The 21,616-nt window shown below is 57.6% G+C and carries 20 protein-coding genes and 5 pseudogenes; 6 read left to right on the plus strand and 19 right to left on the minus strand.

What is annotated here, in order from left to right:
• Positions 1 to 227: 227 nt before the first annotated feature.
• Positions 228 to 1,016, minus strand: a pseudogene (locus EOK75_RS01825) (IS66 family transposase); the annotation flags it as partial.
• 121 nt (positions 1,017 to 1,137) lie between these two features.
• Positions 1,138 to 1,395, minus strand: a pseudogene (locus EOK75_RS21185) (transposase); the annotation flags it as partial.
• Between the two features lie 85 nt (positions 1,396 to 1,480).
• Between EOK75_RS21185 and EOK75_RS01835 the strand changes: the two are divergent.
• Positions 1,481 to 1,573, plus strand: a pseudogene (locus EOK75_RS01835) (transposase); the annotation flags it as partial.
• Between the two features lie 8 nt (positions 1,574 to 1,581).
• A pseudogene (locus tag EOK75_RS01840) lies at positions 1,582 to 1,869 on the plus strand (DDE-type integrase/transposase/recombinase); the annotation flags it as partial.
• 162 nt (positions 1,870 to 2,031) lie between these two features.
• Here the strand turns inward: EOK75_RS01840 and EOK75_RS01845 are convergent.
• From EOK75_RS01845 to EOK75_RS01875, 7 genes are read right to left on the minus strand one after another with little or no spacing between them, the layout of a single operon-like run.
• The gene (locus EOK75_RS01845) at positions 2,032 to 3,561 is read right to left on the minus strand and encodes a M81 family metallopeptidase (RefSeq protein WP_137192329.1); all 1,530 of its coding nucleotides are present in this window, start codon (positions 3,559 to 3,561) and stop codon (positions 2,032 to 2,034) included.
• 19 nt (positions 3,562 to 3,580) lie between these two features.
• Positions 3,581 to 4,546 carry an ABC transporter ATP-binding protein gene (locus EOK75_RS01850; RefSeq protein WP_137192330.1) on the minus strand — a complete coding sequence of 322 codons (966 nt, stop codon included), beginning with the start codon at positions 4,544 to 4,546 and terminating at the stop codon, positions 3,581 to 3,583.
• Entirely contained in the window at positions 4,530 to 5,543 is a 1,014-nt protein-coding gene (locus EOK75_RS01855) for an ABC transporter ATP-binding protein (RefSeq protein ID WP_137192331.1), read from the minus strand. Before EOK75_RS01855 ends, EOK75_RS01850 begins: the two co-directional genes overlap by 17 nt.
• The gene (locus EOK75_RS01860; protein WP_137192332.1) at positions 5,543 to 6,427 is read right to left on the minus strand and encodes an ABC transporter permease; all 885 of its coding nucleotides are present in this window, start codon (positions 6,425 to 6,427) and stop codon (positions 5,543 to 5,545) included. The genes EOK75_RS01855 and EOK75_RS01860 overlap by 1 nt, the downstream gene beginning before the upstream one ends.
• Positions 6,424 to 7,350 carry an ABC transporter permease gene (locus EOK75_RS01865; RefSeq protein ID WP_137192333.1) on the minus strand — a complete coding sequence of 309 codons (927 nt, stop codon included), beginning with the start codon at positions 7,348 to 7,350 and terminating at the stop codon, positions 6,424 to 6,426. The genes EOK75_RS01860 and EOK75_RS01865 overlap by 4 nt, the downstream gene beginning before the upstream one ends.
• A 7-nt stretch (positions 7,351 to 7,357) precedes the next feature.
• Positions 7,358 to 8,920, minus strand: a complete 1,563-nt coding sequence (locus tag EOK75_RS01870; RefSeq protein WP_137192334.1) for an ABC transporter substrate-binding protein — start codon at positions 8,918 to 8,920, stop codon at positions 7,358 to 7,360.
• A gap of 34 nt (positions 8,921 to 8,954) precedes the next feature.
• Positions 8,955 to 9,833 carry a MurR/RpiR family transcriptional regulator gene (locus EOK75_RS01875; protein ID WP_137192335.1) on the minus strand — a complete coding sequence of 293 codons (879 nt, stop codon included), beginning with the start codon at positions 9,831 to 9,833 and terminating at the stop codon, positions 8,955 to 8,957.
• Positions 9,834 to 10,036: 203 nt separating this feature from the next.
• On the opposite strand from EOK75_RS01875, the gene menC reads away from it, so the two are divergent.
• Both menC and EOK75_RS01885 read left to right on the plus strand, forming a co-directional pair.
• Complete coding sequence (gene menC / locus EOK75_RS01880) at positions 10,037 to 11,170, plus strand: o-succinylbenzoate synthase (RefSeq protein ID WP_137192336.1); 1,134 nt, start codon at positions 10,037 to 10,039, stop codon at positions 11,168 to 11,170.
• Complete coding sequence (locus EOK75_RS01885) at positions 11,167 to 11,847, plus strand: GNAT family N-acetyltransferase (protein WP_137192337.1); 681 nt, start codon at positions 11,167 to 11,169, stop codon at positions 11,845 to 11,847. Before menC ends, EOK75_RS01885 begins: the two co-directional genes overlap by 4 nt.
• A gap of 168 nt (positions 11,848 to 12,015) precedes the next feature.
• Here the strand turns inward: EOK75_RS01885 and EOK75_RS21755 are convergent.
• Positions 12,016 to 12,159: pseudogene (locus EOK75_RS21755) on the minus strand (IS91 family transposase); the annotation flags it as partial.
• Positions 12,160 to 12,425: 266 nt separating this feature from the next.
• Positions 12,426 to 13,589: a YeiH family protein gene (locus tag EOK75_RS01900; RefSeq protein WP_205965465.1), complete on the minus strand. Its 1,164-nt coding sequence runs from the start codon at positions 13,587 to 13,589 to the stop codon at positions 12,426 to 12,428.
• A 10-nt stretch (positions 13,590 to 13,599) separates the two neighbouring features.
• Between EOK75_RS01900 and EOK75_RS01905 the strand changes: the two genes are divergently transcribed.
• Positions 13,600 to 14,064 (plus strand): LysR family transcriptional regulator, encoded by a 465-nt coding sequence (locus tag EOK75_RS01905; RefSeq protein WP_137192338.1) that lies wholly within the window; start codon positions 13,600 to 13,602, stop codon positions 14,062 to 14,064.
• 181 nt (positions 14,065 to 14,245) lie between these two features.
• Here the strand turns inward: EOK75_RS01905 and EOK75_RS01910 are convergent, their stop codons facing one another.
• The 8 genes from EOK75_RS01910 to EOK75_RS01945 all read right to left on the minus strand — a co-directional run bounded on the left by EOK75_RS01910 (position 14,246) and on the right by EOK75_RS01945 (position 20,487).
• On the minus strand, positions 14,246 to 14,590 hold the full coding sequence (locus EOK75_RS01910) for a RidA family protein (protein WP_137192339.1): 345 nt from the start codon (positions 14,588 to 14,590) through the stop codon (positions 14,246 to 14,248).
• A gap of 2 nt (positions 14,591 to 14,592) precedes the next feature.
• Positions 14,593 to 15,363: an ABC transporter permease gene (locus EOK75_RS01915; RefSeq protein WP_205965466.1), complete on the minus strand. Its 771-nt coding sequence runs from the start codon at positions 15,361 to 15,363 to the stop codon at positions 14,593 to 14,595.
• A complete protein-coding gene (locus EOK75_RS01920) occupies positions 15,363 to 16,052 on the minus strand; it encodes an ABC transporter permease (RefSeq protein ID WP_205965467.1) in 690 nt (229 codons plus the stop codon). Before EOK75_RS01920 ends, EOK75_RS01915 begins: the two co-directional genes overlap by 1 nt.
• 67 nt (positions 16,053 to 16,119) lie before the next feature.
• Entirely contained in the window at positions 16,120 to 16,908 is a 789-nt protein-coding gene (locus EOK75_RS01925) for an ABC transporter substrate-binding protein (protein ID WP_137192340.1), read from the minus strand.
• Positions 16,909 to 16,931: 23 nt separating this feature from the next.
• A complete protein-coding gene (locus EOK75_RS01930) occupies positions 16,932 to 17,702 on the minus strand; it encodes an ABC transporter ATP-binding protein (RefSeq protein WP_137192341.1) in 771 nt (256 codons plus the stop codon).
• Complete coding sequence (locus EOK75_RS01935; RefSeq protein WP_137192342.1) at positions 17,699 to 19,087, minus strand: NAD(P)/FAD-dependent oxidoreductase; 1,389 nt, start codon at positions 19,085 to 19,087, stop codon at positions 17,699 to 17,701. The genes EOK75_RS01930 and EOK75_RS01935 overlap by 4 nt, the downstream gene beginning before the upstream one ends.
• Positions 19,074 to 19,397 carry a (2Fe-2S)-binding protein gene (locus EOK75_RS01940; protein WP_137192343.1) on the minus strand — a complete coding sequence of 108 codons (324 nt, stop codon included), beginning with the start codon at positions 19,395 to 19,397 and terminating at the stop codon, positions 19,074 to 19,076. Before EOK75_RS01940 ends, EOK75_RS01935 begins: the two co-directional genes overlap by 14 nt.
• Entirely contained in the window at positions 19,363 to 20,487 is a 1,125-nt protein-coding gene (locus EOK75_RS01945; RefSeq protein ID WP_137192344.1) for an NAD(P)/FAD-dependent oxidoreductase, read from the minus strand. The genes EOK75_RS01940 and EOK75_RS01945 overlap by 35 nt, the downstream gene beginning before the upstream one ends.
• 90 nt (positions 20,488 to 20,577) lie before the next feature.
• On the opposite strand from EOK75_RS01945, the gene EOK75_RS01950 reads away from it, so the two are divergent.
• On the plus strand, positions 20,578 to 21,486 hold the full coding sequence (locus tag EOK75_RS01950; protein ID WP_137192345.1) for a LysR substrate-binding domain-containing protein: 909 nt from the start codon (positions 20,578 to 20,580) through the stop codon (positions 21,484 to 21,486).
• Positions 21,487 to 21,616: the final 130 nt, after the last annotated feature.

Below are 21,616 nucleotides of genomic sequence, written 5' to 3' on the forward strand. Positions count from 1 at the left end.
GTCTGGTAGTGGCGATGCCTCCCTTCCGCGTGATCAAGACCATCATGGATAGCCCATGTTGGAGGACAAAGATATGTTTGGCGCTTTAGGTATCCTGCATGTTTAGGTAATGTCACCTTGAGACGTGCGACCAGTGTCATGCGGCAATCCTTTTCAATTCAGTGGCGGCCTTCCAATGCCAAGGCAGCAATTCATGCACGCGCGAGATCGGGATATCCGGCAGACGGGCGGCCGCCGTCCAGCACATGACGTTCGATCAGCGCCAGCGCGACACAGGCATGACCAATCAGATCAGCCAGAGTGGACAGGCTGAGGTCGATACCTTCTCGTGCAATCCGCTCGGATTGTCTGTTCAGCGGCTGGTGCTGTCCGTATTTATCAAAGGCGATCATGGCGATCAGTTGCGGTCCTGCCCATCCACGCGGGATCGCATGGAACGGGGCGGGTGGCTGGCTGATCTTCTCGGAGGCCCGGCAGGTGAACTTCTCACGGACCGTTTGGATCACCTTCCACTGACGCGGGATCACTTCCAGCGTCTCGGTGACATCCTCGCCCATCTTCACGATGCGGTCCGAACCACAGCAGGTGCAGTTGGTTGGAGCTTCAATCACCACACGTTCGCGAGGCAGCCTCCCACGGTTTGCAGGCAAACCGCTGCCGGGCGATGGATGGTCGGGAAAGGGTTTGCGAACAGACTTGCGCCGCGTGAAGGCGCGCACGATGCTGGTCTTGTCTGTAGCAGCGTCAGCCACCAGCGCATCCTCTGGGGCGGCGGCTTCCAATTCCTCAAGCTGCAATTCCAGCTGATCGATTAGTCGCGCACGCCGCTCGGAAGAGATGCCGTATTTGTCGCGGCGCAGCTTGGCGACTTCCAGCTTTAACTCCTGGATCATTGCCTCCGTGCAGGATGCCAGGGCGCGGGCCTGGGCCAATTCGGCTTCCGCAGCTTGCGCACGGGCGGTCTGCGCGGCAAGCGCGGCGCTCAATTCGGCGATTTGCAATGCGGCATTTGACATGGCAGATGTCTACCATAAACACGACGAAAGTCCAATAAAAACAGGTGTTTCTCTGCAAATTATCCAGCCGTTTTAGGCCTTTGTGTCCAGCGTGGATTTCTCCAGTCGATCCCTTCCAGGAGATGCTCTGCCAATGTTGGGCGGGGAAGTCATAAAAAGCCAACAGCTCGTCACGATCCCGCATCAGGCATTCGGTGGCCTTTGGGTATTTTGCGTCGAAAGCTTCAATGAATAAATCGAATGATGCATGCGCATCCTCACGGGTTTCCGCCTGCCAAATGTCATGTAGCATCTTTCGGGCCTTGGGCTGGGTCCGCTTGGGCAGGTAGTTCAGCACATTGGCGGACTTGTGAACCCAGCAGCGTTGCTGACGGGTGGAGGCCTATGCCTCCGACAAGACGGATGATGGTCGTGCTCGGCTCGTGCGCCACGGTCACCAGCCTGAACGCGAGATTGTGACTGGGGTCGCCCCGTTCCGCAAATCCGAATGGGTGGTTTATGCCAAACCGCCCTTTGGTGGTCCTGGGGCCGTGCTGGCCTACCTGAGCCGCTACACCCAATCACTGTGCCACGCGTCCTCGTGACAGACAAACTGCGCAGTTATGGCGTGGCCGTCCGTGACCTTTGCCCAAGCGTCGATCATCGTTCCCACAAGGGGTTGAACAACCGATCTGAGGCGTCGAATCGACACACACGACGAAGAGAAAAGATCATGGGTCGCTTCAAATCCCCACACCAGGCGCAGTGTTTTCTATCCGTCCACGATCAGACTGCCACCATCTTTCGTCCAAAGCGCCACCGCTTTTCCGCAGCATCCTACCGCCAATTTCGGGCTGACGCGTTCAGCCTGTAGAACAACTATGCGGCCGAAATTGCCGCCTGCTCGGGACGCGGATCTTGGTCACGGCGCGACATAACAACCTGACAAAGCCGACAACAGAATTGACCACATCATAACGCTGCAAACATAATGACTGGGCGGGTCAGTTCTCAGTGACAATTAACAGTCAGACCCCTATCCCATGCATAACTCAGGCATGCCCTCGATCTCATCCAAAGGCCAGATCGGACGACGCACCTTGGCGTAGTCGCGGCTGACGTAATCGGGTGAGGCCAATGCGCCGCAATCACAGACGATGACTTCTGCCGAAATCGGCTCAAAAGCAGCGCGGAAATGTTGTTGCGATTTCAAACCCAAGACCGAAAGTGTTTCCGGTGTAATGCCAAACGCCTTAAACTGTTGCAGATCATAGGCCTGCCCGCGTTCTGTCACGATCAGAATGTCGATGCCGTTCACCCGAAACACGGCGGTCTGTCCGAAACGGAAGGTGATACCGCCGATCACTGGCCCATCTCCTACTAAAATCCCGTCCTGTGACAGGTGGCGGATCTCGCCGGTCAGCATCAGCGGACCACCCCCATAACGCGGATCATTCTTGCCGCCGACCGCCAGCGTCACGGTTTCACCAACCGCAGCACCATTCAGCGCCGCGGCCGCATCGGCGTCGATCATCGGGCCGAAGGCGGCATTGCTCAGCCCCATATCCAACATTCCGGCCAACAAATTCGTCGCATCACCATAGGCGCCCGCACCTGGGTTATCGGAAAAATCGGAAATCACCAAAGGGCCGGGGCCGGCTGGTTTGAAATCGCGGATGAACGCGACAGTTTGCGGCACCGATAAGAAGTTGTTCACACAGGATTCGCGGTCATTCCACATGGACTGACCAAGTTTTTGTGCGATTTCGGCGGCGCGGGTTGCAGCGCCCGCCACATGGCAGTTATAGCTTACAAGGACAGACGGTCCTGCCTCCAGAATATCTGCATCGGCAAAACCCGAATTGACCGATACGGCTAAAATGCCTGGCTCTGTTTCAAAGGCGATAGCCCTAGAGTAATATGCCATGGTGGGCGCTACATCCGACCGGCCGCCATTGGCCTCATCCAACATTGGCAGTTTCAGGCGTAGCGTGCGCCCTTTGACGCGGCCAGCCATCATCTCTTTCAACAAACTGGCGGCATGGGCAGCGGTTTCGACATGATCGACATGCGGATAAGTCTTGTAAGACACCGCCACATTGGCAGCTGCAGCCATTTCCGGCGTGGTGTTGGAGTGCAGATCCAATGTAATTGCAATCGGCAGATCGGGACCGACGATCTTGCGCAGGCGTGTCAGAAGCTCGCCTTCCGGATCTTCGAACCCCTCGGCCCCCATCGCGCCATGCATGGCTAGCAAGATGCCATTGATGTCATGCTTATGGGCCTCGGCGGCATCGGTGATAATACGGGCCAATTCTTCGAAAGCCTCACGAGTGACAATCGGGCCAGGAGTCGCGGTTGCCGACAGCGCATGTGTCACACGCCACCCCTCAGCGTCGGCTATGTCCAGAAACCCCTTCAGTTCCGAGCGTCCCAAGCGACGCTTCGCAATCGCCGCATCGCCGGTTTCGAGGATCTCGACGCGGTATTCTTCTAGGCCGGTACGGCCCTTATTGAAGGTACTGCATTCTTGGATCAGCTCAGCAGTCAGAATGTGAAAGGTCATAAAATGGTCTCGCTCTGGCTCAAGGTTCAATAGGGTTGAAACACGCAACACGGCCATTGCCGGTGGCGGTTGTAAGCTGCGGCAGTTCCTGCTGACAACGCGGCACGGCGCGCGGGCAGCGCGGGGCAAACGGGCAACCGGGCGGCAGGTTGAACGGCGACGGGATCTCGCCCTCCAAAGGCACGATTTGGGCGCGGGCCTTGGGGTCTGGCGCAAAGGACGAAGCCATCAGTGCCGCCGTATAGGGATGGCACGGGGCAGCTTTCGGGTTATCCATTACCTCAACTACAGATCCCAGATACATCACCATGATGCGCGAACAAAAATAGCGCACCAACCCTAGGTCATGACTGATGAACAAGTAGGTAAGTCCGGCCCGCTTATGAAGATCCTGCAACAGTGCTATAATTTGCGCCTGAATTGACACATCTAGCGAGGCGGTTGGTTCGTCCAGCACGATGAAATTAGGCTGATGCGCCAAAGCGCGCGCAATGCCGACACGCTGACGCTGGCCGCCTGACATTTGATGCGGATAATTATTGGCGAAGCTGCGATCCAAGCCGACTAGGTCCAGCAAGTTTTCAATCCTACCCGCGGGAACTTTTTCGCCAACAGCGCGGAACGGCTCTTCGAGGCAGTCCCGCACCGTGTAGCGCGGATCCAGCGACGAATAGGGATCTTGAAACACCATTTGCAGTTTCTTGCGCAAATTACGCAGGCTGCGGCCACGCGCATTGGTAACGTCACGCCCTTCAAACAGGATCTTGCCTTCGCTCGGCTCAATCAGGCACATGGCAAGACGGGCAAAAGTGGATTTACCGCAGCCGCTTTCGCCAACGATGCCGACGATATCCCCCCGCACCACCTCCAAATCAACGGCCCGCACCGCCGTCATGGTCCGGGTGGCGTGCAAAAACCCACCACCCGTGGTGAAGCGGCAGGTCAACCCTTCGATGGACAAAATCGGATCATCGGGATTGGGCATGCGCACCCTCCTGCGGCAGGGACGAACTGCGGGGGCCGGTCAGATCAGATCCGAGCGGATAATGACAGGCGACTAGAGCCTGACCATGTGGGGTCATCTCTGGCCGAAGGGCGGTGCAAGCGTGGTCGGCGCGCGCGCAACGGCTGGCAAAGCGACAGCACTGTTCGCCATAATTGACCGCTGAGGGGACACTGCCCGCAATACCCATCAGGGCGCCGGGGACCATATCATCGCGTGGGATACAGCCGATCAACGCCGCTGAATAAGGGTGGCGCGGCGCTTCCATGATTTGTCCGACCGGCCCGGTTTCTGCGACCCGTCCGGCATAGAGTACGCAAACCTGATCACATATCTGGGCGACCACGCCCATGTCATGGGTAATCAGGATCAAACCGATGTTCCTTTTCTTGACCAGATCGGCCAAAATCATCACAATTTGCGCCTGCACGGTAACATCCAGGGCAGTCGTCGGTTCATCGGCCACGATCAAGTCGGCGTCAGCGGCAAGCGCCATGGCGATCACCATGCGTTGCTTCATTCCGCCCGATAGCTGATGCGGATAGGCAAGAGCAACGGTCGCGGCATCGGGAATACGCAGGCGGGTCAGGATATCAACCGTATGGGCACGGGCCGCCTTTCGCCCCAGTCCCAGATGCAGTCGCGAGACCTGATCCACCTGATCTCCGATGGTTTTCAGCGCGTCCAACGCCGACATCGGATTCTGGGTGATAAAGGCGATGCGTTTGCCTCGCAGCTTGCGATAGGCGCCTTCCTTGAGGCCTATTAGCTCTTGTCCGTCGAAGGTGATTCCGCCACCCGTAACAACACCGCCGATGCGGCGCACCAACCCGGTCAGCGCCATCGCTGTCAACGATTTGCCAGAGCCTGATTCGCCCACAAGGCCCAGAACCTGCCCCCGATCGACGGCAAAGCTGATCCGATCCAGCAGATTAACCGCACCGATACGCAGCGAGAGGTCTTTTACATCTAGCAGCATCAGGCAGTCCTCACACGTTCGTGGATATCCAGTTTGTGCAGCAGGGCATCCCCAAAAAGATTAATTGCCACCACAGTCACCGCAATGCAAAGGCCCGGGAAAAGGATAATCCAGGGGCCCTTGAACAAAAGTCCCGATCCCGAGGACATCATCCCGCCCCAAGAGGGTGTCGGTGGCTGCGCTCCAAGGCCAAAGAAACCAAGCGTTGCTTCCAGAATGATCGCATCTCCTGTGGCCAGCATTCCGGCCACCAAAACGGGGCCAAGACAATTGGGCAACAGGTGGCGGAATAGGATCCCCGCATGGCTAGACCCCATGCCGCGTGCCGCCTCGATATAGGTTTCTGTCTTGAGCGCCATAACCTGTGCGCGGCTCAGGCGGGTGAATTGTGCCAGATAGGCCACACAGATCGCAACCAGCGTTCCAGTGGTGCCGGGGCCGATAATTGCGACCAGCATCAGCGCAACCAGAATTTCAGGAAAGGCCCAGGTTAGGTCAACAAGGACCATCACCGAGCGGTCGAACTTGCCGCCGAAATAGCCAGCACTTGCCCCCAGCACCATGCCGCAAAACAACGAGATCGCAATGGCGACCGAGGAAACCGAAAGGGAGGTGCGCGCGCCGTAAAGGATGCGGGTCAGCACGTCCCGACCGAATTCGTCAGTACCCATCGGATGTGCCAACGTTGGCGCGCTGAATGCATCGGGCAGGTTCTGAATGTCATAGCTATATGGTGTGAGCCAAGGGGCAAACAGCGCTCCCAGCACGACCAGTATTAGAAAGCCTCCGGCCAATCCACCTTTGAGGGTGGTCAGCGCCTGCAATGGGGCTGTGTTGCGAAGTTGCGACCAAAGGCCACGAGAGAATGAGGTCGATGCGATCATTTCAAGCTATCCCGGATACGCGGGTCCATCGCCGCTTGTATAAGATCTCCCAGCAGTGTGCCGAGCAGGACCGCCATGGCAAGAATGAGAAGTGCGGCCTGTACCACGGGATAATCATGTTGGTTAAGGGATTTGATCAGCAGCGACCCGAGACCGGGGCGGGCAAAGACCACTTCAACCGTCACGGCGCCTCCTAAAATCCACCCGATGCGCAGTGCCAGAATGGTGACGACAGGGATCAGCGCGTGGCGCAACACATGGCGCAATTGGATCACAAGCGGATGCACTCCTTTGGCATGCAGCAGCATAACGAAATCTTTGCCCTGCACGTCAATCATCGCTATTCTCGTGACCCGCGCCACCAATGCGGTGCCTCCGAGGCCGATAGTCACCACAGGCAAGATCAGACTTTCCCATCCGCGCGCTCCTGAAACCGGTGTCCAGCCAAGACCGACTGAAAACACAAGGATCAGTAAAAGGCCGATCCAAAAATTTGGCAGCATGGACCCGAGCAACACCCCACCCATGATGCCTTGATCGAGCCAGCTTCCCTTGGTCGAGGCCGCAATGACGCCCATGGTCACACCCAACAACGTCGACATGAGGAGCGCCAGTCCGCCAAGGGCCAGCGAATATGGCAAGGCCTGTCCTATTAAGCTTGCAACGGGACGGCGCTGAACGATGGCCGTCCCGAAGTCACCTTGCAGGATATTGCCCATCCAAAAGGCATATTGTTCGTAGAGCGGGCGGTCCAAACCGTATTTAGCGGTCAGCTCTGCCCGCTGTGCCGGGCTTGCCCCAATTCTAAGCAAATTGTCGATCGGGTCCCCGGGCAGCATATGGATCATCAAGAAGATGATCATTGATGCCGCGAGAAACACGGGAGCAAGCATAAGGATGCGTCTGATGGCAAATCCCAGCATCGGTTTTTTACTCTTTTACTTCAAGTTCAAGGAAGCCCAGCGTGTTAAACCGCGACGCATGAAACGAATCTGGCACGGCGATACGGTCAGCATTATAGCCCATCAGCTGCACCGGTTCGTAGATCGGCGCATAGGGATAAAGCGAATTGATATACTGATGATAGGAAATGAAGTTCGCCTCACGCTCGACTTGGTTCTTGGCACCGGTCATGGCGGCCGTCTTCAGCTCCTCAGCCTTGGGATCATTCAACATCGAGATGTTGGGATAGTAAAGACGGTCGCCGCCAAAAAACCATTCGAGAATATCAGCATTGTCCCAAAGATAGGTCCGCACAGCCAGTTGTTGCTCGCCGGTCTTGTATTGATCACGGATCGCAGCGCTGTCGAAGGACAGAATCGTGGCCTCGACACCAACAGCCTTAAGTTGGGCTTGCACCACCACGGACAGGCGACGGAAGAGGCTGTCGGACTGGGTCCACAGCGCAACCTTCAGTCTCTCACCGCCCTTTTCACGAACGCCATCGCCGCCCATGAGCCAGCCAGCGTCTTCCAGTGCCTTGGCAGCACGTACCGGATCATATGCGATGCGGAATTCCTCCGCGATCTTAGATTCCGGCAACGACGAGATCAGGAACCCGTCAGCCGCTTTGCCACGTCCCCCGAATACAGAGTCAATAATCTCTTTCTGGTTGATGGCAAAGGCCACGCCTTCGCGCACCTTGATGTTATCAAAGGGAGCTTTGGTGACATTGATTGGCATGTAGATCAGGTCCGTGCCCGGTAGTTCGAGCATTTTCAGATTGCCCGCCCCTTCGACCTCTTCCACGAAATCTGTTGGCACATTCATTAACAGATCAACGCCGCCGGTTTTGAGTTCAAGGAAAGCAGTCGAGGCTTCGGCGATTTCGCGCAACGTCAGACGCTCGATTTTAGCGGCGTGACCAGTGGATGCGCCGGGGCCCCAAGCGTAGTCATCATTGCGCACCAGCACGGTTTCGTTGCCGATTTCAAAGCTTTCCAGCTTGAACGGGCCGGTGCCGACCACTTCGGTCACGCCGAAATCTTCGCCCAGTGCTGTGAACGTTGCCGGATCAGGGATCGAAGCATAAACCGTCGAAAAGTTGTAAAGCAGGTTCGGTTCGGGTCGTTTCATCAAGAATCTGACCGTATTGTCCGAAATGGCTTCGGCATGGTCAATGGCGTCAAAAAGATAGGCATTCTCAGTGCCTTGATAAAGCGGCAGCCAGTCAACGATAACCTGAGCATTGAAGGCTGTTCCATTGTGGAAGGTAACACCCTGCTTGAGGTTAAAGGTCCACGCCATACCATCGGCGTCCTCTTCCCAACTTTCGGCAAGGCTCGGCACATATTGCAGCTTCTCATCCTTCGAGACCAAACGGTCATAAAGCAACCATGCCCCGACGGACAAAAGCGTCGCCGAAATCGGGTTATATGAGGTGGCGCCGACTTCGTTTTGCGACAGGACGGCAACCACATCTTGCGCCATCACCGGAAAAGTAAGCGTCGCGCTCAGCGCGGTGCCCAGCAAAAGAGTTTTAAGTGTTTTCATGTTCTTTAACCTTCCTGTTGTGTTTATGCGCCAGTCATCTTTGGTGGCCGACCAGCGTTCCGTAGTTTCTGGCAATGCCGTTCAGCCGATCTTCGACTCCCGGCCCGAGTTCTTGAAAGACCCTGTTCACCAGCAGGTTAACCAGCCCCGCGATCTGCCCTGTGGCATCCCAAAAATGGTTGAAATCCGTATTGACTTGCAGCACCTCGTTGCCGATTGCCCGCGCCCAGCCGCAATAAGTATCAGTCAGCACAGTGACGGGGATACCCTCAGCTTGCGCTTTTTTCACTAATGTTACAGCCAGTTGCGAATAGCGCCGGGTCTCGAACACCACCAAAGCCGTGTTTTGCGGATCATCCAGAAAGACATCCGCAAAATGGCCGCTGTCCATCTCCAGCATCGAGACACCCGGCCGCAGATAAGACAAATTATGTGCAAGATATTGCGCCAAGCCGCGCTCGGTCTGAAAACCCGCTACCTTGATATTCTTGAAATGGGCAAGGCGCTTGGCGCAACGGGCAAACTCTTCGGTCGTGGCAAGATCGTGATTGCGCATCACGGCGTGGATTTCGCGCTCCAACGCCAAGCCGGCATTATCTTTGGCAAAGCGCTCCGCCAGCTCGGGGCCAAGCAACCAAGGACTATCGCCAACGGAGGAAATCGCCTGAATGTCGGCGGCGACCTTCACCGCCTCTTTGATTTCCTTGAGGTTGCGATATCCCAAGGCGCGTGCAAACCGCCCGATAGAAATTTCGGACACTCGGATCTTCTGAGCAAGCGAGGCAGCGGTCTCAAACGGCAAATCAAGGACATGTTCGACCAGGTACGAGGCGATCGCCCGCTCCACTGGGGTCCCCGAGCAAAGAATGTCATCCAGCCGTTTTTGCAAGCCGAGCCCTTTGCCAAGTCCCATATGCCTCCCCCCGATCCTGCCTGCCACTAGTTTTGGCGGGCGATACATTTCTGACAAGTTCAATTGTTGACAGCGAACTAACATCAAGTCAATAATGTCTATAATATATATTCACGATTCAGTGACTTGGGCCGCAAGGCAAAGCCAACGCGGAGTGGATTCGCCAAAGCCCGGCAAGACCGGTCTGCCAAAAAGGAATACCGATGTTGCATTCTCCACTCCGTGATGCGCTGGTCATTGACTCCGCAGAACTGCGGTTGATCGAGCTGCCATTGCTGCACCCCTTCACCATTGCGACCGGCACCATGGTCAAAAAGGTAATGCCGATCGTAGTGCTGCGCGGAGGTGGACATGAGGGATATGCTGAAGGTGTCGCAGATGTGTTGCCTGACTATTTGCCGGAAACCATCGTGTCTTCGATGATGATGATGCGCGATGTTTTCTTGCCGCAGGTTGTAGGCAAAAGCTTTGCCAATCCGCAACAGATCGAACAGCTTTTCCGCCCGTGGCGCGACCATCAGATGGCCAAAGCTGCGGTCGAGATGGCCTTTTGGGATCTCTGGGCGAAAGTGCAGGGGTTGCCACTGTGGCATGTGCTGGGCGGCACTCGTTCCGAGGTCGAAGTTGGCGTTTCGCTGGGCATCAAACCTATCCCGCAGACATTGAAGGACGTACGCCACCATGTGCAACAGGGCTATCGGCGCATCAAACTGAAAGTGATGCCGGGGCATGACCTGAAGCTGTTGGAAGCCGTGCGGGCAGAGTTCCCCAACATCCATCTGACGGTGGATGCCAATTGCTGCTACTCGCTTGCCGATTTGATGACCTTGCGCAAGATGGACCACTTCGATCTAGATTACATTGAACAACCGCTGGCCTGGAATGACCTGCACGACCATGTAAAGCTGCAAGCTGCGCTCGACACACCTATTTGTCTGGATGAATGCATTCGCACATTGAGTGATTGCCGGAAGGCCTTGGTCAGTGATGCTGGACGGGTCATCAATATCAAGGTGGGTCGACTGGGCGGGCATACGGTTGCGCGGCAGGTGCATGATCTGTGCCTGTCACATAACGTGCCTGTCTGGTGCGGTGGCATGCTTGAAGCCGGTATCGGACGTGCCCACAACATCCATCTTTGCACGCTTGAGCAATTCTCCCGGCCCGGCGACACATCATCGTCGTCGCGCTATTTCGAGCGCGACATTATCACCGAAAAATTGGAAACTGCAGACGGATTGATGCCTGTCCCCTGCAATGGTGCCGGCATCGGCGTCACAATGGATTGGGGATTCCTAGATTCTATCAGCTCTTCGGTTGAGGTGTTTCACCCATGATCACCTATCGCGATTTGAAAGGACTGCCCGAATTCCGTGCTGCCCATGCGCTACAACATGCCGTCTGGGGCGCTGATGATCTGGCCGATCCACCCGATTTGATGATGGTGGTGCAATCCGAGGGTGGCATTGTTGCGGGTGCATTCGAGGGTGACAGGCTGGCAGGTTATATCTTTGGTTTTCCGACGTCCGATCCGGCAGTGCAGCATAGCCATCGACTCGCCGTCTTGTCAGATTATCGCGGTCAAGGTCTGGGGCAGGCCCTCAAGGAGTATCAACGAGACCAGTGCCGGACGCGTGGCATCCGGGTAATCCGCTGGACCTATGATCCGTTGATGACGCGCAACGCCAATTTGAATGTCAATCGGCTTGGCGCCATTGGCTCACGCTATTTGGTGAACTACTATGGGTCCGAAGGCAGCTATCAGGGGGGCGTCGAGAGTGACCGCCTTATGGCAGAATGGCACGTAAACGGCCGCCCCCCGTTTCAGGTTGAGCACCGCCTATCCATGGTGCCGGACTTTCACCGTCTGGTGCGCCACTCCGAACACGAGGCCCGCATCGCAAGATTAAACAACCGGCGTGAGATGCAGGAACTGTTCGCGCAAGGCTTGCAAATTGTCGGCTTTGAGCCGGATAGTGCCACCTATCTTTTCGGCAGGTTGCAAGCCGAATGAAGCTCGGCTTCGATGCAAACTCCTTGGGCATCGCATTGATATCAGTTGGCATCAAAGAACGTCTCAGGGAGTGGACAACACATGGGGGCAATCGCCGTTTCTCTCACCTGTCATATCTCCGGAACTGTCGTCATCCCCGTGTTCTTGGTGCGGTGCTTTGGCCCCGAACAAGCGCCTGATCCTCGAGATGTTGGCTGCGCGGTCACCGTTTCCGAAGAAGCCATAGTGGCGGATGAACTCACTTGTGGCCAAGGTCATGGTGGTGTGGCGGCCCGCGCCTGTAAGACGGTAGTCTTTGACGCGGAAAGTAACGCTGAGGGCCGCTCGCGTCGATCGACACAACGGGCGGAAGGACTAAGCCGCTCCGCGGCAATGGCGCCCTTGGCGGGCGTTAGGCTTTCAGTTTAACATTTTCACTTTGTGATTGGCTTTTCTGGGCTGACGATTTGGGTCTTTCCCACCGTTAGACAGGAGGTTCCCATGAACGAGGAAAAGACCACCCCGCTGCGCCAGCGGATGATTGAGGACATGCATATCCGTGACGGGTGCATGGGTGCCCTCCGCTGACCTATGGCGGATTAAGTTGCGAGAAGTGTTATTAGCCCCAGTCCAAGTGCGATCAGTAGCACCAGAGACAGCACAACCGTGGCGATTACTCGCGGTCCGGCATTCATCACTGCCCGGGCATCCACGCTGAGACCCAGAGCCGCCATGGCTATAACCGTCATCACATTTGCGCCTATATTGATTGGAGACAGTATCTCTTGTGGAATAGCCCCAACGGAGCGCAAGCCGATCATTCCGAGAAAGCCGAAGATGAAGAGAGGCGGCATGAAGCCTTTCTTCATTGCGCGTGGGGCCACATTGGATTGACCCTCATCAGGCAAGCGCGAAGCCAACATTGACAATACTACGGTGATCGGCCCAAGCATCAGAACGCGGACCAGTTTGACCAGTGTCCCGATCTGAATCGCGGCGGTTCCCATCGGGGCCGCTGCAGCAAGAACTTGCGGAACAGCGTAGACGGTTAACCCCGAAAGTACTCCGTATTGCAGCGCCTGCAGCCCAGCAAGATGCCCTATCATCGGAAGACTGAGCACTACGAATACGCCCAGAACCGCCGTAAACGCAATGGATGCGCTCACATCATCGCTATCTGCATCGATGACCGGTGCGACAGCTGCAATGGCAGAATTGCCGCAAATCCCGTTCCCGCAGGCAATTAGCAATGCCATTCGCGCAGGAAGCCGCATCAGTCGTCCAAGGTAATATGATCCCGGAACCACCAGCGCCACAACTGCCACAATGCCCGCAAGCATCCCAGGCCCTACGGACAACAGTGTCTGTGCGCTGACCGCAGCGCCTAGCAGAACAATCGCTATTTCAAGTAGCGTTTTGGCCGAAAACCCGATCCCCGCATGAAAATACTCATGCGGTCGCCACAGCGTACGTAGGACCGCGCCGATCAGGATTGCCAATACCAGTGGTTCCAACCACGGCGCACCAAAGAACGCGGTTTCGGCTTCAGCTACCAGTACCGCAACGCCCCCAACTCCCGCACACAGGGCGAGGCCTGGAAAGATTTTGCATGCTCTGTTGCTCATGCCTCGAACTGATCCGGGGAGAGTATACGCGTGCTTCATAGCGGCATCCTTTGAATATCTTAAAAGCCTGAAATCATCTTTTGCAATCAATTGTTCAAACGAATTGTTTTTGTGATAATAATCGTATTTTCCGATCAATGAGGCTCAGATGACTCCTGAACAACTCCGTGTGTTCGTCGCCGTTGCCGAGATGGAACATATGACGCGGGCGGCTCAAACACTTAACATGACTCAATCTACCGCCTCGGCGGCGATTTCAGCCTTAGAGTCACGCCATCAGGTCATCTTGTTCGACCGGATCGGAAGGGGGATTGCGCTCACAGAAGAAGGGCGCGCTTTTCTTCCCGAGGCCCGCGCGGTTCTTGCGCGGCTAGCCCAAGCCGAGGCGATGTTGCTTGAGACACGTGATTTGATCCAAGGCCATATCCGGCTGATCGCGAGCCAAACGATTGCGGGGTATTGGCTGCCTGCAAAAATCGCGGCGTTTCGCAAACTTTATCCGGGGATCATGATCAGCCGCCGTCGACCGGTGATCCAAACGCTGCATTGCAGCTTCCCTGAAGCAGCCGTTGGACACATCGTGCAGCATTTTGGTTGGCCAGAGGGCGGCTGAGCGGGACTTTGCTGCTGACGCACGGTTTCCGTGGCAGTTGGGAATACCTCTTGAAGGAAGGGCGGCGAGAGGACGTTCGCTGCTGTGGCGATTTGGCCTTTTTGTCGGGGATTAAGCAGCCATTCAGCATGAGTTGATTATAAGGAAGTCATCGACAAAAGGATGAGCTCTTAACCAGTCGTCAACCAGCTACGGCGGCGGTCACGATAATTTCGACACGCAGGTCGGCATCCGCCAGTTTGGCTTCTCCGCAGGCGCGTGCTGGGGCTGCGCCTTGGGGAACCCATGCGTCCCAGACCCCATTCATCGCATCGAAATCCGCCATATCTGCGAGCCAAATCGTCGCCTGCAACATATGCTCGCGCGACGAACCCGCTTCGTGCAACAATCTGTCGACGCGACCAAGGCAGTCCTCGGTCTGTTCGACCACTGTGGTTCCGCTGCCAACTTGGCCACAGAGGTAGACAATGCCCCCGTGTTTGACGATTTTGCTCATACGTTGATTGGTGTGGATGCGTTCGATCATGATCATACTCTTTCAGGGGTTGGAAGGGGAGAAGTCGCGGGCTGGGCAGCGGTGTCGCGGCGGGTGAGATGGCGCAGGTAGCGGCGCTCGAACCCCCAGAAGGCCCATGTGATGCACAGCACAATGAGGAAATAGAGCAGGGCTGCGGTGATGAACCCTTCATAAGCGAGGTAATAGCGCCCGTTCAGCCAGCGCCCAACGCCGAGGATGTCTTGTAAAGTGATCGTGCTGGCAATGACCGAGCCATGCAGCATGAAGATGACTTCGTTGGAATAGGCCGGGATCGCGCGGCGGAAGGCCGAGGGCAAAATGATCCGGCGCAGGCGGCTGCGGTAGGAATGGCCGGTGGCGATGGCCGCCTCGACCTCGCCGGTTGGCGTATCCGCAATGGCACCCCGCAGCAGCTCGGTCGTATAGGCGGCAGTGTTGAGCGTGAAGGCAATGAGCGCGCACCACCAAGCCGAGGACAGGATCGGGTCCCACAGGAAGCTTTCGCGGATCACCTCAAACTGGCCGACACCGTAATAGATCAGATAGGTTTGCACCAAAAGCGGCGTGCCGCGAAAGACATAGGTGTAGCCCTGCACCAAGGGGTTAAAGACCCGGTGTTTCGACGCGCGGGCAATGGCCATGGGGATTGACAGCAAGCCGCCCAACAGCAGCGACAGGAAGGTCAGGTTAAGCGTCACCCAGACGCCATAGAGGAAACGGTCAAAATTCTCAGCGATCAGGGCGATGTCGAGCGGGATATAGGTCAGCAGGTTTTCCATCATCACGCCCTCACTACGCCACGGTTGTAATGACGCTCCACCGAGCGCAACAGCAGGTCGGACACGCCAGTCAGCAGAAGGTAGATGACAAATGCTGCCGCCATGAAGGTAAAGAGCTGTCCCGTCGAACGACCGGCGGTGAAAGCGTTATAGACCAAGTCTTGAAGCCCGATGACCGAGACCAGCGCCGTAGTCTTAAGTTGCACCAGCCAGTTGTTTGTAAAGCCCGGCAAGGCAAAGCGGACCATCTGCGGCCAGATGATATGACGAAAGATCAGCGATTTGCGCATTCCACAGCTGATGCCAGCCTCAATTTGCCCGCGCGGGATCGCCATGATCGCACCGCGAAATGTTTCGGTGAAATAGGCACCAAAGATTACACCGATCGTGCCTGCGCCTGCGGCGAACTGGCTGACCTCGACATAGCCCCAGAGGCCCGTAATCGCGCCGATATTGTTGAGCGTCACCTGACCGCCAAAGAACACCAGCAGGATCAAAACCAGATCCGGCACCCCGCGCACGATGGTAGTGTAGGCTCCCGCCAGCCGCTGGGCCAGACGGTTGGCGGAAAGTTTCGCCCAAGCACCGAGCAGGCCAAAGATCAAAGCTATGACCAGCGATGTGAGCGCCAGATTGATCGTCATGATCGTGCCGTCGATCAATTGTGATTGGTATTCCAAAAGCAGGTTCATCGCGTGTTCCTTAAAGGATCATCAGGGCACCGCAGGACCGCCCTGATGAATGGTGTAAGGCGGAAACTCACTCGCCCTCGGGACGGCCGTAGATGTCGAAGGGGAAGTATGTGTCGTTGATCTCGGCATAGGTGCCATTCTCGCGGATCGCGGCAATCGCTTTGCTCAGATCTTCGCGCAATTCGTCCTCACCCTTGCGCACGGCAATGCCCACGCCTTCGCCGTAGCATTCGACGTCTGTATGATCGCCGCCAAGAAAGGCATAGTCAGCACCTGCCTCTGCGCTCAGGAAGCTTTCCTGAGCGATCAGGCTGTCAGAAAGCTGCGCGTCCACGCGGCCAAGGGCCAGATCGCGGAACACCTCGTCCTGCGAGCCGTAAAGAACGATCTCGGCATCGGGGAACATCTTTTCCGCGTAGCACTGATGTGTCGCGCCGCGCTGCACACCGATGCGCTTACCTGCCAGACTTTCGGGCGTGCCTTCGAAGTCGGCGTCCTTAGGAGCCACCAGACGGGCCGGGGTCTTGTAATATTTGTCGGAGAAATCGATCTGGCGCTTGCGCTCTTCGGTGATCGACATGGAAGCGACGATGGCATCGAACTTGCGGGCCTTCAGCGCCGGGATCATGCCGTCCCATGCCTGCTCGACCAGCTCGCATTCGCGCTGCATCTGGGCGCAAAGCGCCTTGGCGATGTCGATGTCAAAGCCGACAAGCGTGCCGTCGGATTCCTTGGAGGAGAACGGAGGGTAGGCGCCTTCGACGCCGATGCGCAGCGTGTCTTGGGCCGCCAGCGGCATGGCGACGGCGCTCAGTGCAATGGCAGCAACGCTGCTTAGGATGGCTTTACGAAACATAGGTTGATCCTCTTTGTGGTTGGTCAGTTCATGCGCGATAGAAACGCTTGAAACTCTGGGGTTTGCGGGTTGGAAAACAGCTCTGCGGGCGGGCCTTCTTCACAGACCTCGCCCTGGTGCAGAAATACGGTTCGGGTGGATACATCGCGGGCAAAGGCCATCTCGTGTGTCACGACGAGCATGGTGCGGCCCTCTTCTGCCAGATCACGCATAACGCCCAACACTTCGCCCACCAATTCAGGGTCCAGCGCCGACGTTGGCTCGTCAAACAGCATCACGTCAGGGTCCATCGCCAGCGCCCGGGCTATTGCTACGCGCTGCTGCTGACCGCCCGACAGATGCGCGGGGTAGTAGTCCGCCCGGTCCGACAAGCCGACCTTCACGAGCAGTGCTTCGGCCTTTTCGCGGGCTTGCGCCTTGGGGGTTCCCTGAACGTAGAGCGGGCCTTCCATGACGTTTTCCATCACGGTCATATGTGACCAGAGGTTAAACCCCTGAAAAACCATCGCCAGACGGGCGCGCATCCCTTCGACCTGTCGCAGGTCTTGCGGCACGATCTCGCCGCGGCGGTTCTGCTTCATCCGCATTTGCTCGCCTGCCAGCCAGACCTCGCCGGAATTCGGCGTCTCCAGCAGGTTGATGCAGCGTAAAAAGGTGCTCTTGCCAGAGCCGGAGGCTCCAAGAATGGCGATTACCTCGCCTTTTTGCGCCTCAAGCGACACGCCTTTGATGACGTCATGCGAGCCGAAGCTCTTGTGCAGATCTTTAACTTTCAAGGCTGCGGGGGCGCTCATGCGGGTTCCTCCTGAGGGTGTGAGAGTGCGGCCAGCTCGCCCAAGGCAATCGGCTTGATCGGCGAGCGGGCGCGGGGCGGGTCGATAGGGTGGTCGGGCGGGGCGTCGGCGCTGAGCAGGCTGCGCAGCGTGGCGTCGCACATGCGCCCCTGACAGGGGCCCATGCCACAGCGCAGGGATGTTTTGATCTGGCGGTGGCCTTGGGCACCTTCGCGTATGGCCTGTCGGATGGCCCCGGCAGAGACTTCCTCACAGCGGCAGACGATGGTGTTGTCTGATGGCGCAAGTATATCGGTCGGCGGAGGGTATGCGGCATCAAGGAAGGGCCGAATGGCGCGGGCACGAAACAACGCGGCGCGGGCGCGGGCGGCACGCTGGTTGCGGGTGTCGCTGCTTAGGCGGCCTGATTGGCACAGGATATTTAACGCGGCCAATTCACCGGCCGCCGCAGCCGCCTCCGCCCCGCCGATCCCGGCACCGTCCCCGGCCACATGCAGACCCGTCTGGTCGGTCGCACCCCAAAGATCATGTTGGGGCTGAAAGACACCCTGCGCGGCATTCCAATGATGCGCGATCCCCGCAGCCCTTGTGATATGGGTGCCGGGGATAACCCCTTGGTGGGTCAGCAGCAGACCACAGGTAAGGCTTTGATCCCGCCCATTAGCCCGGAAGGAAAAGAGGATATTGCCGCTCTCGGTCGTGGTGGCGTGGAAGCCCGACGCAGCGGTGTAGCGCGGCACAGCCGCTTTGCGGATTTTGGCAATCAGGCTCAGCCCTTTCAGCAAGGTTGGCAAGCCAAACAGGGCGCGGGGCAAATGGGGTGATGCACCCAGCATCTGCCGATACGTCTGTGTCTCGATCAGCGCCTGTGGGGGGCTTCCGGCGTCAATCATCTGTGCCGCAATCAGATAGAGCAGCGGACCAGACCCTGCGAGCACGGCATCCTCGGGCAGCATCCCAGCAGTTTTCATCAAAATCTGCGCAGCCCCTGCTGGCATCGCACCGGGGAGCGTCCAGCCCGGAAAAGGCACAGGGCGTTCCTGAGCACCGGTTGCGATCAGCACATGCGCAGCCGAGGTAGTCCGACTTTTGCCGCCCCGCGACCATGTCACCTGCGGCCCTTTGTCGAGCCGCCAAACCATCGCACCAGAGTGACGGGTGATGCCGGGATGGTCGAGCGCATCAACCAAATCCGCCCCTGCGGCGTAGGCTTGGCCAAGAAAGCCGCGCTTGCTCCGGTTCTGAGCCACATTGCGATAGATCTGGCCGCCGGGTTGGGGCTGTTCGTCCAACATCAACACCTGCAAACCGTCCCGCGCCGCGACGGCTGCGGCTGACATGCCAGCAGGTCCGGCACCGATGATAATCAGATCAACCTCGGCCACAGTGACCTCCGTTCAAATCACGCAGGCCCGTTTGGCGACGGACGGACATACCCTCGCGCAGAAGGGTCATGCAGGCTTGGGTGTTGGGCGTGCCATCGACCTCGACCAGACAGTCAAAACACACACCCATCATACAATAGGCCGTGCGCGGTGCGCCCTGTGCAGTCCGCCGCGTCCACGCACCCGAATGGGCCAGCAACGCCGCTGCGACAGTGCCCCCGGCGGGCGCAGTGGCAAGCGCGCCATCCAGCGTAAACTGCACACGATCCCCGGTCTCAGGCAGCGTGCGAAAGCGCGAAGCGACATTCATCGAAAGCCTCCAGATCAGGGGTGGCGGATGTATTCAGGATCCACTTAGCGAGCACGCTGGCGTGTAGTGGGGCAAGCGTGACACCGCTGTGGCAGGTCACCAGAAAGGCGCCGGGATTCGGGCCCGATTTGGCATAGACTGGGTAGCCGTCGGGCGACATGACCCGCAGCGCACCCCACGCCCGGACAACCCGCACATCGGCAAGCGCAGGGAAGACCGTGACCGCATGGTGAGCGAGTTTGGACATGATGGGCAAAGTCTCACGATCATCCAGTCCTGCATTCGCCTTGGTGCCGCCAATCTGCACGCCGCCCTCGTCGACCTGCCGGATGGTGCTGGACAGGAACGGCAGGCGGTCGCCCAGCTTTTCGGTGATCAGCAACTCGCCAAGCTGTGGCCGGACCTGTGTGATGAACCCAAGATCGCGGGCCAGAGTGGCAGCGCCCAGCCCGGCACAGAGTATGACCTGCTCCGTGTAAGCGACCTCCCCATCCGCCAAAGCAAGCGCAAAGCCACCCCCAAGTTGTGGCCTGATCGCGGCAACGGTGGCTCCCAGTGTCACACGCCCGCCCATCGCCTGAACCGAACAGCGCAGGGCGCGAAGAAAGCGGAGCGGGTTTACATGGCCGTCGCCGGGCGAGAAACTCGCGCCGACAACATCGGGTCCAATGCCTTTTAACTGACTGCGCAGGTCATCCCCGTAGAGCATTTCATAGCTGGCGCGTCCGCCCAGATGCGCTGCTTGCTGGTCCAACTCGGCCTTGAAGGCGTCCATCTCTGACAAATCGGTAAAAAACTCGTAGCCCCCGGATTGGTCGAGTGCCACGTCAATGCCCGATAGCTCCTGCAACTGCTGCGCAAAGCCGGGCCAAGCCGCCAGCGCATCCATCGTCCAATGAGCGTAAGGCGCGAAATCAGCGCCTTTGCCTTGGCCCCAGATAAGACCAAAGTTCCCCTGCGACGCACGTGCATCACAGTCTGCCCCATCCAACACCCGGACACGCCGTCCGGAAAATAGCAGGCCGAGCGCTACAGAAAGGCCGACAAGGCCGCCGCCGACGATTGTTATTTCAGGTGTGAGTTGATGCATGCGATTCCTCCACCATTTAGATCGCAGCATTGCCTTCATAAGAATAATCGTAATATTTGCGTAAATCATTCTCTAAGGTTATGAATCGCTATGCTCGCTCGGCTCACACATCGTCAGATCGAAGCCTTCCGCGCTGTGATGGAGACCGGCAAGGTCACCTCCGCAGCTGTCGTCTTGGGAACAACGCAGCCCTCGGTCAGCAAACTAATTGCGGATTTAGAACGCGCGGCTGGCTTCGAGATGTTCGAGCGGCAAGGCAGGCAGGTCGTGCCCACTCCTGAAGCGCGCGCGCTTTATGAAGAGGTTGAGCGGGCTTTCGTCGGGATGACGGAAATTTCCCGCGTCATTGAGGACATTAGAGACTTTCGGACCGGCAGCTTGCTGATTGCGGGGATGCCAGCACTGGCTCTGAAACTACTGCCGGATGTGATCGCCGAATTCATCGCAGACGAACCCGGAATCACTGTATCCTTGCGCATCCGAAGCTCTCAGGCGGTGCTACGTCATCTAAGTTCGCAGCAGTTCGATCTCGGCTTTGCTGCCTTGGACAACGACCATCCCGCTGTCCTGCGCCGTGAGTTGTTCAAGGCGCCAATGTTGGCCGTGTTACCCCTGTCTCACGAGCTTGGGCGGAAAACAATGCTCTTGCCGGGAGATTTCGATCAGCGCCCATTCATCGCGCTTGGCGCAGAAATTGGAACCCGCTCCGAAACAGATGCATTTTTACTCGCGGGCGGTGCTCGTCCTCGGATCGTTGCCGAGGCGCAATTGTCTGCGTCGATCTGTGAATTGGTGGCCGCTGGGGCTGGCATTTCAATTGTAGAGCCTGTGACAGCAACGCATTTTGGTAATCTCGGTAAGATTCTGGTGCGCCCTTTGTCGCCTGCTCAGCCATTTCGATATGACCTGCTTCTACCAGCCACGCGCCAACCGTCGCGCATAGCGGACCAGTTTCTGAAATTAGTTGAAGCGCGGTTTGATGCGCTTCTTGGTGTTTAGGGATAGTGTCTCGGGCGAATTTTTATCTTAACGAACGCGCGGGTCGAACGGCAGCTTTAGGAAAGCCGTGGTGCGGCAACGGCAGGTCAGGCAGAGGTCCGGGTGGGGCCGCCCTCTGCAAAGAATGCGA

Origin of the sequence: Pseudorhodobacter turbinis (assembly GCF_005234135.1) — a bacterium.
GTDB classification, from domain to species: Bacteria; Pseudomonadota; Alphaproteobacteria; order Rhodobacterales; family Rhodobacteraceae; genus Pseudorhodobacter; species Pseudorhodobacter turbinis.